16 protein-coding genes are annotated in these 16041 nt (G+C 67.9%); 7 read left to right on the top strand and 9 right to left on the bottom strand.

What is annotated here, in order from left to right; genetic code table 11:
• Positions 1 to 185 precede the first annotated feature (185 nt).
• The 6 genes from sucC to purH all read left to right on the top strand — a co-directional run bounded on the left by sucC (position 186) and on the right by purH (position 7523).
• Entirely contained in the window at positions 186 to 1352 is a 1167-nt protein-coding gene (sucC, locus tag ON20_RS21765; RefSeq protein WP_040838081.1) for an ADP-forming succinate--CoA ligase subunit beta, read from the top strand.
• A gap of 15 nt (positions 1353 to 1367) precedes the next feature.
• Positions 1368 to 2282, top strand: a complete 915-nt coding sequence (gene sucD, locus ON20_RS21760) for a succinate--CoA ligase subunit alpha (protein ID WP_040838080.1) — start codon at positions 1368 to 1370, stop codon at positions 2280 to 2282.
• Between the two features lie 229 nt (positions 2283 to 2511).
• Positions 2512 to 3468 carry a DUF5336 domain-containing protein gene (locus ON20_RS21755; RefSeq protein ID WP_040838079.1) on the top strand — a complete coding sequence of 319 codons (957 nt, stop codon included), beginning with the start codon at positions 2512 to 2514 and terminating at the stop codon, positions 3466 to 3468.
• Positions 3469 to 3536: 68 nt separating this feature from the next.
• The gene (locus ON20_RS21750) at positions 3537 to 5126 is read left to right on the top strand and encodes a cell division protein PerM (RefSeq protein ID WP_040838078.1); all 1590 of its coding nucleotides are present in this window, start codon (positions 3537 to 3539) and stop codon (positions 5124 to 5126) included.
• Positions 5127 to 5292: 166 nt separating this feature from the next.
• Positions 5293 to 5955, top strand: coding sequence for a phosphoribosylglycinamide formyltransferase (purN, locus tag ON20_RS21745; protein ID WP_040838076.1), 663 nt, complete (start codon positions 5293 to 5295; stop codon positions 5953 to 5955).
• The gene (purH, locus tag ON20_RS21740; protein WP_040838074.1) at positions 5952 to 7523 is read left to right on the top strand and encodes a bifunctional phosphoribosylaminoimidazolecarboxamide formyltransferase/IMP cyclohydrolase; all 1572 of its coding nucleotides are present in this window, start codon (positions 5952 to 5954) and stop codon (positions 7521 to 7523) included. Before purN ends, purH begins: the two co-directional genes overlap by 4 nt.
• Positions 7524 to 8218: 695 nt before the next feature.
• Here purH and ON20_RS21735 read toward each other — a convergent pair.
• The 5 genes from ON20_RS21735 to rpmB form a co-directional block, all read right to left on the bottom strand.
• The gene (locus tag ON20_RS21735) at positions 8219 to 8674 is read right to left on the bottom strand and encodes a hypothetical protein (protein WP_040838173.1); all 456 of its coding nucleotides are present in this window, start codon (positions 8672 to 8674) and stop codon (positions 8219 to 8221) included.
• Positions 8675 to 8833: 159 nt separating this feature from the next.
• Positions 8834 to 9088 carry a 30S ribosomal protein S18 gene (rpsR, locus tag ON20_RS21730; RefSeq protein WP_040792133.1) on the bottom strand — a complete coding sequence of 85 codons (255 nt, stop codon included), beginning with the start codon at positions 9086 to 9088 and terminating at the stop codon, positions 8834 to 8836.
• Between the two features lie 32 nt (positions 9089 to 9120).
• On the bottom strand, positions 9121 to 9426 hold the full coding sequence (gene rpsN / locus ON20_RS21725) for a 30S ribosomal protein S14 (RefSeq protein WP_040838073.1): 306 nt from the start codon (positions 9424 to 9426) through the stop codon (positions 9121 to 9123).
• Positions 9426 to 9596 (bottom strand): 50S ribosomal protein L33, encoded by a 171-nt coding sequence (rpmG, locus tag ON20_RS21720; RefSeq protein WP_040838071.1) that lies wholly within the window; start codon positions 9594 to 9596, stop codon positions 9426 to 9428. Before rpmG ends, rpsN begins: the two co-directional genes overlap by 1 nt.
• A gap of 13 nt (positions 9597 to 9609) precedes the next feature.
• A complete protein-coding gene (gene rpmB / locus ON20_RS21715) occupies positions 9610 to 9846 on the bottom strand; it encodes a 50S ribosomal protein L28 (protein ID WP_040838070.1) in 237 nt (78 codons plus the stop codon).
• Between the two features lie 109 nt (positions 9847 to 9955).
• On the opposite strand from rpmB, the gene mrf reads away from it, so the two are divergent.
• A complete protein-coding gene (gene mrf / locus ON20_RS21710; RefSeq protein WP_245547377.1) occupies positions 9956 to 11287 on the top strand; it encodes a ribosome hibernation factor-recruiting GTPase MRF in 1332 nt (443 codons plus the stop codon).
• A gap of 40 nt (positions 11288 to 11327) precedes the next feature.
• On the opposite strand, the gene ON20_RS38030 is transcribed toward mrf, so the two are convergent.
• The 4 genes from ON20_RS38030 to ON20_RS21690 form a co-directional block, all read right to left on the bottom strand.
• Complete coding sequence (locus tag ON20_RS38030) at positions 11328 to 11525, bottom strand: hypothetical protein (RefSeq protein ID WP_040838069.1); 198 nt, start codon at positions 11523 to 11525, stop codon at positions 11328 to 11330.
• Entirely contained in the window at positions 11522 to 12076 is a 555-nt protein-coding gene (locus ON20_RS21700; RefSeq protein WP_051163023.1) for a MogA/MoaB family molybdenum cofactor biosynthesis protein, read from the bottom strand. The genes ON20_RS38030 and ON20_RS21700 overlap by 4 nt, the downstream gene beginning before the upstream one ends.
• A complete protein-coding gene (locus ON20_RS21695; RefSeq protein ID WP_040838067.1) occupies positions 12076 to 13344 on the bottom strand; it encodes a S1C family serine protease in 1269 nt (422 codons plus the stop codon). Before ON20_RS21695 ends, ON20_RS21700 begins: the two co-directional genes overlap by 1 nt.
• Before the next feature lie 367 nt (positions 13345 to 13711).
• The gene (locus tag ON20_RS21690) at positions 13712 to 15808 is read right to left on the bottom strand and encodes a hypothetical protein (protein ID WP_040838066.1); all 2097 of its coding nucleotides are present in this window, start codon (positions 15806 to 15808) and stop codon (positions 13712 to 13714) included.
• Positions 15809 to 16041 lie beyond the last annotated feature (233 nt).

The raw sequence follows: 16041 nt of genomic DNA, 5'->3' as shown, positions 1-16041 counted from the left end.
ACTCGTCGGTAGCCTTGTCCAGCGGTTTTGCCGTCCCCGGCGAAGGTCTCGTGACCTGCGCCACTTACTATGAACGTGCCCGATCGGCCGTCCATACAAGTGGTTAGAGTCCGACCCGACCCGCTTCCGACGTCGGGCCGCCAACAAAGTCGTTGTCATTACAACGCAGACGAGACGGTGAGTACATGGATCTCTTCGAATATCAGGCGAAGGAGCTCTTCGTTAAGCACGGAGTGCCTTCGTCGGAGGGCCGCGTAACAGACACTGCCGAGGACGCCCGCGCCATTGCGCAGGAAATCGGCAAGCCGGTGATGATCAAGGCCCAGGTCAAAACCGGTGGCCGTGGTAAGGCCGGTGGCGTGAAGTACGCCGCCACCCCGGACGACGCCTTCACCCACGCCTCCAACATCCTGGGCCTGGACATCAAGGGTCACGTCACCAAGAAGATTCTGGTCGCCGAGGCCAAGGACATCGCGGAGGAGTACTACATCTCCTTCCTGCTCGATCGCGCCAACCGCACCTACCTGGCCATGTGCTCGGTCGAGGGCGGTATGGAGATCGAAGAGGTGGCCGCCACCAAGCCCGACCGCCTGGCCAAGGTGCCGGTCGACGCCGTCAAGGGTGTGGACCTGGCCTTCGCGCGCTCCATCGCCGAGCAGGGCCACCTGCCCGCCGACGTGCTGGACGCCGCCGCGGTGACCATTCAGAAGCTGTGGGAGGTCTTCGTCGCCGAAGACGCGACCCTGGTCGAGGTGAACCCGCTGGTTCGCACGCCGGAGAACGAGATCCTGGCGCTGGACGGCAAGGTCACCCTGGACGAGAACGCCGACTTCCGCCACCCCGACCACGCCGAGTTCGCCGATCGTGACGCCACCGATCCGCTGGAGCTCAAGGCCAAGGAGAACGACCTCAACTACGTCAAGCTCGACGGTGAGGTCGGCATCATCGGCAACGGCGCCGGCCTGGTCATGTCGACCCTGGACGTGGTCGCCTACGCCGGTGAGAAGCACAGCGGCGTGAAGCCGGCCAACTTCCTCGATATCGGTGGCGGTGCCTCGGCCGAGGTGATGGCCAACGGTCTCGACGTCATCCTCAACGACTCTCAGGTCAAGAGCGTGTTCGTCAACGTGTTCGGTGGTATCACCGCCTGTGACGCGGTCGCCAACGGCATCGTGAAGGCGCTGGAGATCCTGGGCTCGGAGGCCAACAAGCCGCTGGTCGTCCGCCTCGACGGCAACAAGGTCGAGGAGGGTCGCAAGATCCTCGTCGATGCCAACCACCCGCTGGTGACCCTCGCCCGGACCATGGACGAAGGCGCCGACAAGGCCGCTGAACTGGCTGCGGCCAAGTAAGGACAGAGAACCGAAATGTCTATCTTCCTGAACAAGGACTCCAAGGTCATCGTCCAGGGCATCACCGGCGGTGAGGGCACCAAGCACACCGCGCTGATGCTGAAGGCGGGCACTCGGGTCGTCGGCGGTGTCAACGCCCGCAAGGCCGGCACCACCGTGTCGCACACCGCCAAGGACGGCTCGGCCGTCGAGCTGCCGGTATTCGGCACCGTCGCCGAGGCCATCGAGGAGACCGGCGCCGACGTGTCGATCGCCTTCGTGCCGCCGAAGTTCGCCAAGGACGCCATCATCGAGGCCATCGACGCGGAGATCCCGCTGCTCGTGGTCATCACCGAGGGCATCCCGGTGCAGGACACCGCCTACGCGTGGGCCTACAACGTGGAGAAGGGCAACAAGACCCGGATCATCGGCCCCAACTGCCCCGGCATCATCACCCCGGGCGAGTCGCTGGTGGGCATCACCCCGGCCAACATCACCGGCAAGGGCCCGATCGGCCTGGTATCGAAGTCGGGCACGCTGACCTACCAGATGATGTACGAGCTGCGTGACTTCGGCTTCTCGACCTCCATCGGCATCGGCGGCGACCCGGTCATCGGCACCACCCACATCGACGCCATCGAGGCGTTCGAGAAGGACCCGGAGACCAAGCTCATCGTGATGATCGGCGAGATCGGCGGCGACGCCGAGGAGCGGGCCGCGGCCTACATCAAGGAGAACGTGACCAAGCCGGTCGTCGGCTACGTCGCGGGCTTCACCGCCCCCGAGGGCAAGACCATGGGCCACGCCGGCGCCATCGTCTCCGGTTCCTCGGGTACGGCCGCCGCGAAGAAGGAAGCCCTCGAGGCCGCGGGCGTGAAGGTCGGCAAGACCCCGTCCGAGACCGCCGCCCTGGCGCGCGAGATCCTGGAGAAGGCCAGCATCTCCGCCTAACCGGACAGTCGGTTGGCATCGAGGGTGCCCGAGCGATTCGGAGGCCGCCCGCGTATCGCGGGCGGCCTCCGTCGTGTGACCACCGCCGTTCGGCGGGTATCCCGGCCCGTACAGCCTTTTCGGTTGTCCACACTCGGCTTGTTCGGTGATGCTCTCGGCGCGTGTGTGCAGTAGCGTCAAGATGGAATCAGCCGTGAAATACGTATGACTCGACCTAGGAGAAGACGACATGTCATACCCGACCGGGGGCTCGGGGTACAACCAACCCGCGCAGACGCCCTCTGTTCCGTCCAATCCCGTTCAGGCGGCGCCCGGGGGTGCGGCAGGTGCGAGTGCTGCAGGCGCCGGTGGAAAGGGCCTGCCGTTCTTCCTGACCATCGGTGCCGCCGCGGTCGGTGTGATCAACTTCCTGCTCGGCTTCCTGAGCTACGTGGGTAGCGATGCGCCGTCCGGGTTCAGCAGCGCGGACACCTCCGCGAACCTTTTCGAGTTCGAGCCTTCGCTGGCGGGGCTGGTGTTGATCGCCGCGCTGCTGGCCGGTTTGTCGCTGCTGCCGAAGCAGAACTGGATCGGCGCCTCCGCCGCGGTCGCGGCCGGTGCCTTCTTCACCGCGCTGTTCCAGATGTTCAACTTCCCCGACGGTGCCAAGACCGAGATAGGTTTCTGGCTGGTGCTGTTGCTGGCGCTCGTGCAGACCGGTCTCGCGGTCGCCGTGTTGCTGTTCCAGGCGGGTATCCTGCCGGAGCCCTCGTCGCGGCCGGCGGCCCCGACCGGGTACGGCCAGCAGCAGGGTTACGGTCAGGCCCAGCAGGGCTACGGCCAGGCCCAGCAGGGTTACGGCCAGGCCCAGCAGGGCTACGGTCAGCAAGGCTATGCCCAGCAGGGCCAGCAGGCCGTACCCTACGGTCAGGGCTACGGTCAGCAGCCGTACGGGCAGCAGGGGCAGCAGCAGTACGGTCAGCAGCCGTCCTACGGTCAGCAACCGTACGGGCAGCAGGGGCAGCAGTACGGTCAGCAGCCCCAGCAGGGTGCGCCCTACGGCCAGGCCCAGCAGCAAGGTGCGCCCTACGGCCAGGTGCAGCCCGGCCAGCCGGCCCAGCCGGGGCAGCCGTTCGGCGGTGACCAGGGTTCGGATCCGGCCTCCGACGCCACCAAGGCGTTCCGTCCCTCGGACGAGAACAAGTAACTCGGCCGCTCGCCCCGGTGCGGCGCGCCTGAGCCGCTCGCGCCGGGGCAGCTGCCACCCTGAACTCCATGAGTGCCCCGCGTAACTCGCTTGCCCGTCAGAGCCCCGGATTCCGCAGCGCATCGGCGGAACCGGCCGAGGAACTGGGCCTGTTGTCGTTGCCGCCCGAACACGCGCGGGTGCTACTCTTCGTCGCCGCTCGGCCCGCGGCCCTCGCGCTCGCCCTCATCGTGCTCGCGGTACTGGCCACCCTGCTCACCTCGGGCAGCGATCTCACCGGTGTCAGCGGCGCAGTGGCGGCCGCATGGCTTGCCGTGCACCAGGTTCCGCTGGTCATCGGCACCACCACCCTGGGAATCCTGCCGCTGCTGCCGACCATGGCACTGCTGTGGGCGTCCACCCGGGAATGCCTGCATGCGGTCGACGAGGAGCCGACACGGGCGGATCTGGGGTGGCTGTTCGGCGCGGCGGTGGGCGGTCCACTGCTGATCACCGCGGTCTGCCTGGCCGTCGCCGAGGACGCGTCCGGGGTCGTCCCGCTGCAACCGCCGAACCCGTTGACGGCCTTCACCTGGGTGCTGGTCCTGCATCTGGGGGCGGCGTCCTGCGCTGTCGCGGTGCGATGCCGGCAGCAGATATTCGATTGGCTCCCCTACGACGTGGTGGCGGCCGGCTATGTGGCCGGGCGGATGGCGCTGCGGCTGCTCGGCGCGGGTGCGGTGGTCGTCGTTCTCGCCGCCCTGGTGCAGTGGTCGAGGCTCGGGGAGAGCTATCAACACGCCGGCAATATCGTCGGTGTGCTCGGGCTGACCGTGCTGTCCCTGCTGTACCTGCCGAATGTGGCAGTCGCGGCGGTCGGGGTGCTGGTGGGGCCCGGTGCGCAGTTGGGCGACGCCTCGGTCGGCGTATTCGCCGTGGTCGGTGGGCCGGTGCCCGCCGTGCCGGTGCTCGCGGCCGTGCCCACGGGACCGCCCGCCGTATGGTGGCCGGTGCTGTTGCTGATCCCGGCGGTCGTGGGAGTGCTCGGCGGTATCGAGATCGCGCGGGTCTCCTACGACCGGATCGGTTCGCCCTGGGCCCTGCTGGGTTCGGCGGCGTTGGCGACCGCCGCCTTGACGCTGACGGCCGGGTTGGCCGACGGCACCCTCGGCGGTTTCGGGCATATCGGTCTGGAACTGCTGATCTTCGTGCCGGTGACCTTCGCCTGGCTGGCGTTGACCGGATACGCGGGGCTGGTATACGCCAGGCTGTTCGTCGTCTCGTTCGGGACACCGATCCTGCGCCGTTCCGATACCCGGTACGACCCGGACTACGAGGACTACTTCGACGACGAACTGTCCGACGATGACTACCTCGCCGGTTTCGACCGTGCCCGCGACCCCGACCTGCCGGACTCCCCCGACGACCTGCCCGGCCCGGACGCCGACGCCTCGGAGCACTCCGACGACGAACTCGTCCCGGACGACCGGTACAGCCCCCTCGAGGTCTACACCGCGGATCCCGATCCGCGGGTCGAACTGGATGCCGAACTGGTCGAGGACGAGCCGGTCGAAGGTATCGTCCGTCCCCCGACCCCCGCCGACTCCGCGGAGGAGATCGTGGACGCCGAGGTGGTCGAGATGGAGCCGCCGGAGGCCGATCGAAGCGGTGGGCATTGAACGTACCCGCGCCTGCTCCAGGGCCATGTGCGGACTGTCGACGGACGGGCCGGACGGACGGGCGGCCGGCGGCGTCCATTAGGCTCTACCCGGCGGTGCGATGTTTCGCCCGTCGGCCGCGGGCCGTTCGTCCGCAGGCCCGGCGGCATCCGACCGTCGTCCACCGATGTGCAGGAGTAGAGCGCTGACCAGCCCGGCCCATTCCGCCGACCCGGCGACCCTCGTCGTACTCGCCTCGGGCACCGGGTCACTGTTGCGTGCGCTCGTCGAGGCCGCGTCCGCCGCCGATTACCCGGCCCGGATCGCCGCGGTGGGGGTGGACCGCCGCTGCGCCGCCACCGAACACGCCGTGGCCGCGGGCCTTCCGCATTTCCTGGTCGCACCGGGCGACTACGGCGATCGCACCGCCTGGGACGCGGCCCTCACCGACGCGGTGGCGGCCCACGAGCCGGACCTGGTGGTCTGCGCCGGATTCATGCGGCTGCTCGGCCCTGCGTTCCTGGACCGGTTCGGCGGTCGCATCATCAACTCCCATCCCGCGCTGCTGCCCGCGTTCCCGGGCACGCACGGGGTCCGGGACGCGCTGGCCTACGGTGTCCGGATCACCGGGACCACCATCCACTTGGTCGACGCGGGCGTCGATACCGGGCCGATTCTGGCGCAGGAGCCGGTGCGAGTGCTCCCCGACGACGACGAGGCGAGTTTGCACGAGCGCATCAAGGTTGTCGAGCGACGGTTGTTGACGGAGGTTGTCGCCGCCGTCGCGACCCGAGGCATTGTCTCCGATGGACGAAAGGCAGTAATCCCAGATGAGCGAGTTCTCCGGTGAGTGACCGCAAGCCGATCAACCGGGCGCTGGTGAGTGTCTACGACAAGACCGGGCTCGTCGAGCTCGCGATCGGACTGCACGCCGCCGGCGTCGAACTGGTGTCGACCGGTTCGACCGCGGCGCGGATCGCGGACGCGGGTATCCCGGTGACCAAGGTCGAGGACCTCACCGGCTTCCCGGAAACCCTGGACGGTCGGGTCAAAACCCTGCACCCGCGGGTGCACGCCGGCATCCTCGCCGACACCCGCAAACCCGAGCATCTCGCGCAGTTGACCGAACTGGGTGTCGAGGCGTTCCAGCTCGTGGTGGTGAACCTGTACCCGTTCGGGGAGACGGTGGCCAGTGGCGCCGGCCCGGACGAATGTGTCGAGCAGATCGATATCGGCGGGCCCTCGATGGTCCGGGCGGCGGCGAAGAACCATCCGTCGGTGGCAGTGGTCGTCGACACCGGCGACTACGGTCGGGTACTGGCCGCGGTCGGTGACGGTGGTTTCAACTTGGCCGAGCGCACCGCACTGGCCGCGAAGGCATTCCAGCACACCGCGAGCTACGACGTGGCGGTGGCGAACTGGATGGCGAGCGTCCTTGTGCCCGGGACGGAATCGGAGGAGACCGCCGAGCCGTTCCCCTCGTGGACCGGTGGCTCCTGGGAGCGTGCGGCGGTTCTGCGCTACGGAGAGAATCCGCACCAGCGGGCGGCGCTGTACACCGACGGCAGCGGTTCCGCCGGTCTGGCGCAGGCGCGGCAGCTGCACGGCAAGGAGATGTCGTACAACAACTACACCGACGCCGACGCCGCCTGGCGGGCTGCCTACGATCACGACGCCCCCGCGGTGGCGATCATCAAACACGCCAATCCGTGCGGTATCGCCGTCGGCGCCGATATCGCCGAGGCGCACCGCAAGGCGCACGCCTGCGATCCGGTGAGCGCGTACGGCGGGGTGATCGCGGCCAACCGTGAGGTCTCGGTGGAGATGGCGCAGCAGGTCGCGGAGATCTTCACCGAGGTGATCGTTGCGCCGTCGTATGCCGACGGTGCGGTGGAAGTGCTGCAGCGCAAGAAGAACGTGCGCATTCTGCTGGCCGAACCGCCCGCCCGGGCGGGAATCGAGCTGCGCCCCATCAGCGGCGGCGTGCTGCTGCAACAGCGGGATGTCATCGACGCCGAGGGCGACGATCCGAAGAACTGGACCTTGGCCGCGGGAGAGCCCGCCGACGCGGAAACCCTCGCCGATCTCGAATTCGCCTGGCGCGCCTGCCGCGCGGTGAAGTCGAACGCTATTCTGCTTGCCCACGACGGAGCGTCGGTGGGTGTCGGTATGGGGCAGGTAAACCGGGTCGACGCGGTCCGGCTGGCGGTACAGCGCGCGGGCGACCGGGCCAAGGGATCGGTGGCGGCGTCGGATGCCTACTTCCCCTTCCCGGACGGCCCGCAGCAGCTCATCCAGGCCGGTATTCGGGCGATCGTGCAGCCCGGGGGATCGGTGCGGGATCAGGACACCATCGACGCCGCACGCGAAGCGGGTGTCACGATGTATCTCACGGGTTCCCGGCACTTCGCGCACTGACGCGAAGGGCTACCGGTACAGAGCCGGATGGGCCCCGACCGGGTCGGTGTACTCGGTCGGGGCCCATCATGTCTCATATCGTGGCTGCGGATTCGCCGCTACCGTCGTTCGAGACGCCCTGGTAGCGGCAATCGCGGCAACGGTATCGGTGTTCGCTCGTCGCTGTTGTCAGAACAGCGGGTGGAGCAGTTGGGTGAGGTGGGCGACCGGGAACCGGACTGGGTTTCGATCGGGCACGCAATATTCTGTAGCCGTGCCAGGAAGGTCGCCGGGTCGGTGGGGAATCGGGATCGTATCCGAACGCCGATCCGCTATCGCCCGATCCGGTGGCGGTCGTCGGACCGGTGCCGGTCGGTGGGCCCACCGCGTGCGCGCAGGGTGTCGGTTCGGTGACCGCCGGTTCGAGCGGTAGGTCCGTGGCGGCGACCGCCTGAGCGGCGGTGGTCATCGAGCCGACCACCATTGCGGCCGCGGCAACGCTGTAGGCGAATACTCGCTGTGTAACGGTTCCTCCGTCGGTCGCTTCGCGACCATCGGTGGTGTACGAGCAGCAGAGTAGGAAGGGCGAGGTGTCGTGGGGCAGAGGGCAATTCGTGTGCCCACGAACTCGGGAGAATCCGATCGCGCTGTCGCGCAGGGTGATCACGTGGTGGCCGGGCCCGGGAAGACCCGGCGTCGGGTACGGCCGTGGACCGTTAGACGGCGCTCACGACCTGCCGGTCGTCGAGCGGGGCCTTCAGCGGCACTTCGAGGGTGCCGAATACCGCTATCATCACGCACATCTTGTCCACGGCATCCGGGCGGGTACCTTCGCGCAGTTCCACCGTGACGGTCGTGTCCGTTTCGGTGACGGTGGCGTCCACTCCGAAACATTCGGGCACGCCGGTCTGGAAGTGGACGGCGATCCGGTCATCGGCCACCCGGGTCCACGAGGTGAACGGGATGGGGTGGACGTCGACGATGGTGGGATCGGGGGTGAAGATCTGTCCGGGAGCGGCGCCGGGGTCCTCGCCGGGTGTGCTGTTCGTGCTCGTGGCGGTGACTGCCGGGGTGCTCGTGCTCGCGCCGGTCTCGCCCTCGTCGGTGCCCCCACAGCCCGCGGCGAGGCCGAGGGCGACGCAGCCGGCGAGTACGATCGTACATCCTCGCATCACCATGCTCACCACTCTAGGGCGTTGCTCCGCGGACCCGGGGGTATGTTGCCCGAATCGCTCGGTGGGGGTCGGCGCGACCGGTGAATCGGCTCGATACCGCCGAGGCTCCCGGCGGTGGGCCGGGAGCCTCGGCGGTATGTGCTACTCGTGTGGGTGTCAGCGGCTGGTGAACGGCAGCAGCGCCATCTCGCGGGCGTTTTTGACGGCCGTCGCGACCTGTCGTTGCTGCTGCGGGGTGAGTCCCGTCACTCGGCGGCTGCGGATCTTGCCCCGATCGGAGATGAAGGTCCGCAGCAGGTTGACGTCTTTGTAGTCGACCGTCTCGATACCCGCGGCGATGAGCGGGTTCTTCTTGGGGCGACGGGCCTGTTCGGCGCGGACCTTCTTCGACGGTGCTCGTTTGACTGCCATATGACGGTTCCTTCTGACGAGTTCGATGAGGGCTACCAGCTCGATTTGTGCACACCGGGTAACTCGCCCCGGTGGGCCATCTCGCGCACACGCACACGAGAGAGACCGAACTTCCGGAGGTTGCCGCGCGGTCGCCCATCGGCGGCATCCCGATTGCGCAATCGTACCGGACTGGCATCTCGGGGCAGTCGCTGCATAGCGGACAGGGCCGCCGTCCGCCGGTCTTCGGGGGTGCGCGGATTGCGGATGAGTTCTTTCAGCTCGGCTCGGCGCTCGGCGTAGCGGGCGACGATCACCCTGCGCTGTTCGTTGCGGGCGATCTTCGACTTCTTGGCCATCAGCGTTCCTCTCGGAAGTCCACGTGTTTGCGCGCTACAGGGTCGTATTTGCGCAGCACCATCCGGTCTGGATCGTTGCGGCGATTCTTCCTGGTGACGTAGGTGTAACCGGTGCCCGCGGTGGACTTCAGTTTGATCACCGGACGGATGTCGGTCGATTTCGATGCCATCGTGGTGCTCCGTTCAGACTCGTTCGCCGCGCGCCCGGATACGGGCCACTACGGCCTCGATTCCGTCGCGGTCGATGGTTTTGATGCCCTTGGCCGACACGGTGAGGGTGATCCGGCGGTGCTCACTGGGCAGGTAGTAGGTCTTGCGCTGGATATTCGGGTTCCAGCGCCGGTTGGTCCGCTTGTGGGAATGCGAGACGGTTTTGCCGAAACCGGGTTTACGGCCGGTGACCTGGCAGTACGCCGACATGCGGGCTCCCTCCGGAGATTTTGGAAGATGACAATCGTTTTCGACAACAGTATTCGGGCACTGTACCGTGGAGCGGGCCGTATTGAAAATCATTACCGAAAGGGTTGAGGTGACCGATCCCGCCCGGCTGTCACAGGAGCAGGACCGACGCACACCCGTCGTGCTGGTCGCCGGACTCCACGGCGACGGAACCGATGCCGTAGGGCAGGTGTCCGCCGCGCTCGGGGCCTCCGCGGGGACCGTTGTGGTCCGGCACGACCTCGCCGACGTGGGCGAAGGTGTCGTCCGGCGCACCGTGACCGACGGCGACGCAGTGCTCACCGTGGTGCTCGAACTCGCCCACGGCTGCGTCTCCTGCACCCTGCGGGCCGACCTGCTGCCACTGCTGTGCAGGTTGGCCGCCCGCGATTCGGTGCGACGCATCGTGTTGGCACTGGACCCGGCATTCGAGGCCGAGGCGGTCTGTCGGGCCATCGCGGATATCGTCGTGGCCGGCGTAGTGGGCCGGGTCGACGGCCCCGCGGCCCGGGATGTGCGCGTGGACTCGGTGTTGACCTGCGTCGATGCCCGGACCTGGCTTGCCGACGCGACAAGTGAGGAAACCCTGGCCGAGCGCGGCCGAGCCCGGGCCGACGATGATCGCACCGTGGCGCAGCTCGCCGTGGGCCAAGTGGACTTCGCCGATGCCCTGGTGATCGCCGGCAGCGACGAGGTCGACCTAGACGACCGCGCCCGGCTCGGGGCGATCCTGTCCCGGCTGGTTCCCACCGCCCCCACGTTGTGGACCGGCACGGTCCCCGTGGTGGATTCCGCGGATATCGAGGCGCTGTCGGCGCGGATACCGGCGGACTCCCGCCGCGGTCGGGCCTTCGACGCGCACGCGCCGCTGCTGCGCGGTCGGCCATCCCTGGGACGCGACCGCGGCGTCGAGTTGATCGAATTCGCGGCCCGCCGACCATTCCATCCCCAGCGGCTGCACGACGCGCTCGATATCCTGTTCGAAGGCGTGGTCACCGCGCGCGGTCGGCTCTGGTTGGCGACCCAACCGGACGAGGTGGTGTGGCTGGAATCGGCCGGTGGTGGGCTGCGTATCGGCGGAGCGGGTCGTTGGCTGGCCGCGATGTCCGCCGAGGAATACGCCGAGGTCGACCCGGAGCGGTCGGCCATGGCGGCGGTGGGCTGGGACCACCGGTTCGGTGACCGCGATATCTCGATGGTGGTCCTGGTGCACGACGCCGACCCCGACGAGATCCGGCGCGCCCTGCACTGGGCGCTCGTCGACGACGACGAGCTGCGGTTGGTCGAGCGCGCGCCCGAACGAGTGGCGCTGTGGAACGACCCTTTCGGGGAATGGCATGCCGATCCCTGCGAGGCCGACGAACCGCACCCGTCGACAACGGCCGAGGGATGCGGCGGTGATCCGGGGGAACGGACCCGATAGGCGGTTCGGCGCAGGCCGATGGACGGTGGGCGCGGCTCGCCTAACCGGTCCCGCCGTGGTGCGGCGGAACCTGGGAACGCAGCCATTCCTCGGAATCGGCCCGCCGGGAGGGGGTGTCGTCATCCCGTTCGTCATGGGTCGCGGACGGCAGGACATCGCCGAAGACACGGTCCAGCCGTGCCCGGTTCCCCGTCCGAGGTGGACGGGGAACCTCGGGTGAATCGTTGCCGGATGTCATTCCATCAGACCGGACAGTTCACCGATCACGCGGCTGGCGAGCGGTCCCAGCGTGGCCATACCGTCGCGGATCGCGGCCCGGGTACCCGGCAGGTTCACCACCAGGGTGCTGCCGGAGATACCGGCCAGACCGCGCGACAGCCCGGCGTCCAGTGAACCGGCCACTCGCCCGGAAGAGCGCAGCGCCTCGCTGATACCGGGCAGTTCCCGGTCCAGCACCTGGGAGGTGGCCTCCGGTGTGACATCGCGCGGGGACATCCCGGTGCCGCCGACCGAGATCACCAGATCGACACCGCCGATCACCGCCGTATTGAGCGCGTTGCGGATCGCCACCTCGTCGGCCTCCACCGACACCGACGCGTCCACCAGGAATCCGGCCTCGGTGAGCAGTTCGGTGACCAACGGGCCGAGGGAATCCTCGCCACCATGTGCCGTTCGATCGTCGACGACCACGACCAGTGCCCGCCCCGCCACGGGAGCATCGATTTCCATAGTGCTCACCGTAGCGTCCGTGGGCAGCGTGGGTTCCCAGTCCCCGGTTACCAACTGCATCAGCGGCCTCCTTCCACAGGTGCGGCGGCGAGAGTCACCTCGACCGTTTTGCTGTTGCCGCCGCGTTCGTCGGTATAGGTAACCTTCACCTTGTCTCCGGGCGTCCGGGAGCGCACCGCCGCGACGAGCCCGTCGCCGGAACTGATGGTGCGATCGTCGAGCCTGGTCACTATGACGCCGCGCGGAATTCCCGCGGCGGCGGCCGGGCCGTCGGGGGCGATATCGAGCACCCGGGCCCCGTTGATCGTCTCATCGCGTTGAACGGTCATGCCGATCTGGGCGTAGGTGGCGCGGCCGGTGTGGATCAGTTCGTCGGCGACGCGGCGTGCCTGGTCGACCGGGATCGCGAAGCCGAGACCGATGGAACCGCTCTGCTGCCCGCCGAGTCCGGTGTCGCCGAGAGTGGCGATCGCGGTATTGATACCCACCAGCCGGCCTTGGCCGTCCACCAGGGCCCCGCCGGAATTACCCGGGTTGATCGCGGCATCGGTCTGGATCGCATCGATCACCGGGTTGGGCACCGTCGGATCGTTGCCGCCCTCGCCGGTGGTGGACACCGGCCGGTTGAGCGCAGAGACGATCCCGGTGGTCACCGTGCCCTCCAGACCGAGCGGCGACCCGACGGCGACAACCGGCTGGCCGACCTGCAGCCCGGCCGAACTACCCAACTCGATCGGGGTCAGATCGGTGCGGCCCGACGTCTTGACGACCGCCAGATCGGATACCGGATCGGCGGCCACCAGGGTTGCCGGCGCGGTGCTCCCGTCGGCGAAGGAGACCCGCATCTCGGCATTCGGACCGCCACCGGAGGCGACGTGGTTGTTGGTCAGGATCAGACCATCGGAGGACAGGATCACGCCGGAGCCCTCCCCCTGTGCCCGTTTGCTGGCCACCTCGATCATCACCACCGAGGGCAGCACTTTCTGCGCGACGGCCTGCACCGAGCCCGCGGGGGCGATAGCGGTGTTGTCGATCTTCGGCTGCGGTGAGTCCAGCGCGTTGACGATCGGGGCCCGGCTTCCCGACCCGTTGTCGGAACCGGCGACCAGCGCGCCGACCGTACCGCCGACCCCGCCGCTCACCAGCGCGAGCGCCACCGCGCCCGCGATCAGGCCGGCGCGTATCGGCCGCTGGGGCGGTCCGGGCGGCGGACCCATCGGAGGGTAACCCGGACTCATCTGCGGATACGCCCCCTGGGGATGTCCAGGGGAGGATGGCGCCGGGTCCTGCTCGGGCGGCTTCGGCCGGTGGGTGAAATCCTCGGTCATGGCTTTCTCGTTCCTTCGCACATCTGTCGCCCAGCCTGGCGGCGACGACTGAGAGCGGACTGAGACCGCGCTTTCAGTTTTCTGCGTATCACGATTCGCGTCGATCGCCCCGGGCGCGCGGATCGCGATTGGGTACCGATCACCCACCGCTGTTCAGCGTAGTCGGACACCGAACCGCGCGTCCGGCGGCGGAAGTGTCGCGAGTACACGGGCAGGAGGCGATCCGCAGGCTTTGTCGCTGTTCGACGGCATCGGCGCGGTCCGCCGCGGCACGGTGGTCTCGCCTGGAACATCGTGCCGGGAACTCGAAGCCGTATGCAAGCCTCGTGCGGCGGCGTCCGCGGTGCGGTGTGCGTGTGGGCAGGGTTTACACCGGGATGCCCGTTTGGGGGTCGGGGACGGCGGTTTCGGTTCCCTGTGTCGCGACCGGTTCGACGTGTCGGGGGTGGATGAATCCGGCGAAGAGGCCGAAGTCGCCGTGTTTGTCGTGCATTCGGGCGGTGAACGGGGTCAGCGCGCCGTTGGATACGACCTCCAGGGTGCCGCTGTCGCCGGTGCCGAACACCACCGTGATCGCGGTGCGGTCGGCCCAGGTGGCGATGTCGCCGGTTGCCAACTGGTAGGGGTCGATGCGGGTTCCGGCGTCGTGGTCGTCGGTCCATTGGGCGGGTGTCCTGGTGTAGGCGGCCTTGGCGTCGGTGCCTTCCTTGTCGGCGAACGCCGCGTCCAGCGCTTGTGCGACCACGTGCGAGACACGTTGCTTGCGTCCGTCGGGGAAGGGGTACTCGAGGGTTCCGTCCGGATCCGGGGTTCGTCCGGGGGGCGGCGTGCCCGCTGGGGGTGTGGCGGTCGCGCCTCGTGGCGGTTCGGCCGGGGTGTTGGTCGCGGGTTGGGTCGCCGTGGGTGCGGGTTGGTTGGTTGCGGCGGGTGGTGCGGGCGAGTTCTGCGGGGTGGCGGTCCATGGGGTGGAGCGCCCTCGGCGCTCCGATGGCCGGTCCTCGCCTCGATCGCGGGGGGTCCGGTCGTGCGGGGTCTTGTTGGCCATCTGCGACATCATCATCGGCAGCATCATCATCGTCGGATCGAAACCCGGGGTCCTCGGAGCGGGTGACGGGCTCGACGGCGCCGGCGACGGCGACGGGCCCGGCGAGGGCGAGGGTGTGGGCGAGATATCCGACCTCGGCGGTGTGGTGTCCTGGGGTTTCGGGGTGATCTCTTGCGGTTTCGGGGTTGTGTCCTGGGGCTTTGGTGTGGTGTCCTGGGGCTTTGGTGTGGTGTCTTGGGTTTTCGAGTCGTCCTTGTCGCCGGGTTTTTTCGAGTCGTCGTCCTTGTCGCCGGGTTTTTTCGGGTTCTTGTCGTCTGCTGTGTCGGTGTCTTTTTCGCCCGGTGTATTTTTGCCACCTTCCGAACCGGGACCCTTGGTGGTATCGGTATCCTGGTCTATCTCTCGAGCGTTTTCCTCGTTCTGGTTCGTCGCGTCGGTGGTGATGTCTTTGACCTGCTCCAATGCCTTGGCCACCATCGCGACGAAGTTTTCGTCTCCAGCAGCGTCCGGTGCGGCGTCGTTGATGGCATCGATCAAATCGGCAATCCGCTTTCGGCCCTCCTTGGTGGCCTCGGCGGTAGCCGAGACCTTTTCGAGCACACGGCTTTCGATATTGTAGAAACGGTCCGCGGCCTTACGCAGTCTGGCGGCAGCCTTGTTGTACTCGTCCATGTTGCTGCGCGCACTGTCTCCTGCCGACACCCCGGGGAGCACAGTGACACGCCTTTTAGCGGGATCGCCGTTGCCGAAACTTTCCCATGTCTCCGCGAGCGCGGTCGCCAGCGACACATAGGGCGGTCCCGCCCCGTACCAGCGTTTTATCCCCTCGGACAGGTCCTCGGGCTGGTAGAGGAATCCACCGTCCGGGGGGTGGGCCTTGAAGGGCCCCTGACCCATGACCTTGACATGCCCGCCGACCCAGGTTCCGCCCGGGGGGATGCGGTAGTGGGCGGCGGCACCTGCCGAAAAGGTCGAGATCAGTGCGGTCTGCCCGAAGTTGCGGTAGTGCAGCAGGCCTGGCGGCCGCCCCCAAACGTCGTTCCGTCGGCCCGCGCCGGAGAAAAACCTGGACATCCGGTCTTCGAAGGTGCCTGCCGTCCTGCGGTCCAGCGCGCTGTTTCTGGCCATGCGATAGAGGCGCTGATCCACGTCCACGAGCGGTTCGTTACGCCCCAGCGCCGGAGATCCCCGTTCCCGGACCGTCTCGTTGCCTGCCCGGCGGGCCGCGGCTTGGATGGCATCGTCGGCCCCCGACCTGGCCAGCATACGTGCGCCGGAGCTGAGAAGCTTCGACACGCCGGCGCCGAGGAGACCGCCGCCGAACCCGGTGCCGGCACCGATCATGATGTCCCCGAAATCGCCGCCCTCCATCCAGGCCGCAAAGCCACCGCCCAGTGCACCGCCGACCAGGCCACCCACACCCGCACACCCGGTAGCAGCATGTTGCCCAGCATGGGCGCGGCGAAACTCACCCCCATTGCCACGGCTGATCTAGGAAAGCTCACGCGAGCTCCTCCTTCCACCGTGCTCTAATCAATTATTTATGCTCCCACCCTTGGGGATATGTCCGAAAAGATATGTCCGTAACTTTTGCGATCCCGCGAGAAACACACAGACGGGGTGGCCGAGCAGGGCCAACCGAGTACGGGTCA

The sequence above is a fragment of the Nocardia brevicatena NBRC 12119 genome (assembly GCF_000308495.1).
Taxonomy (GTDB): domain Bacteria; phylum Actinomycetota; class Actinomycetes; order Mycobacteriales; family Mycobacteriaceae; genus Nocardia; species Nocardia brevicatena.
The sequence above is the reverse complement of the archived record's forward strand: the minus strand, read 5'-3'. Positions and strand labels throughout refer to the sequence as shown.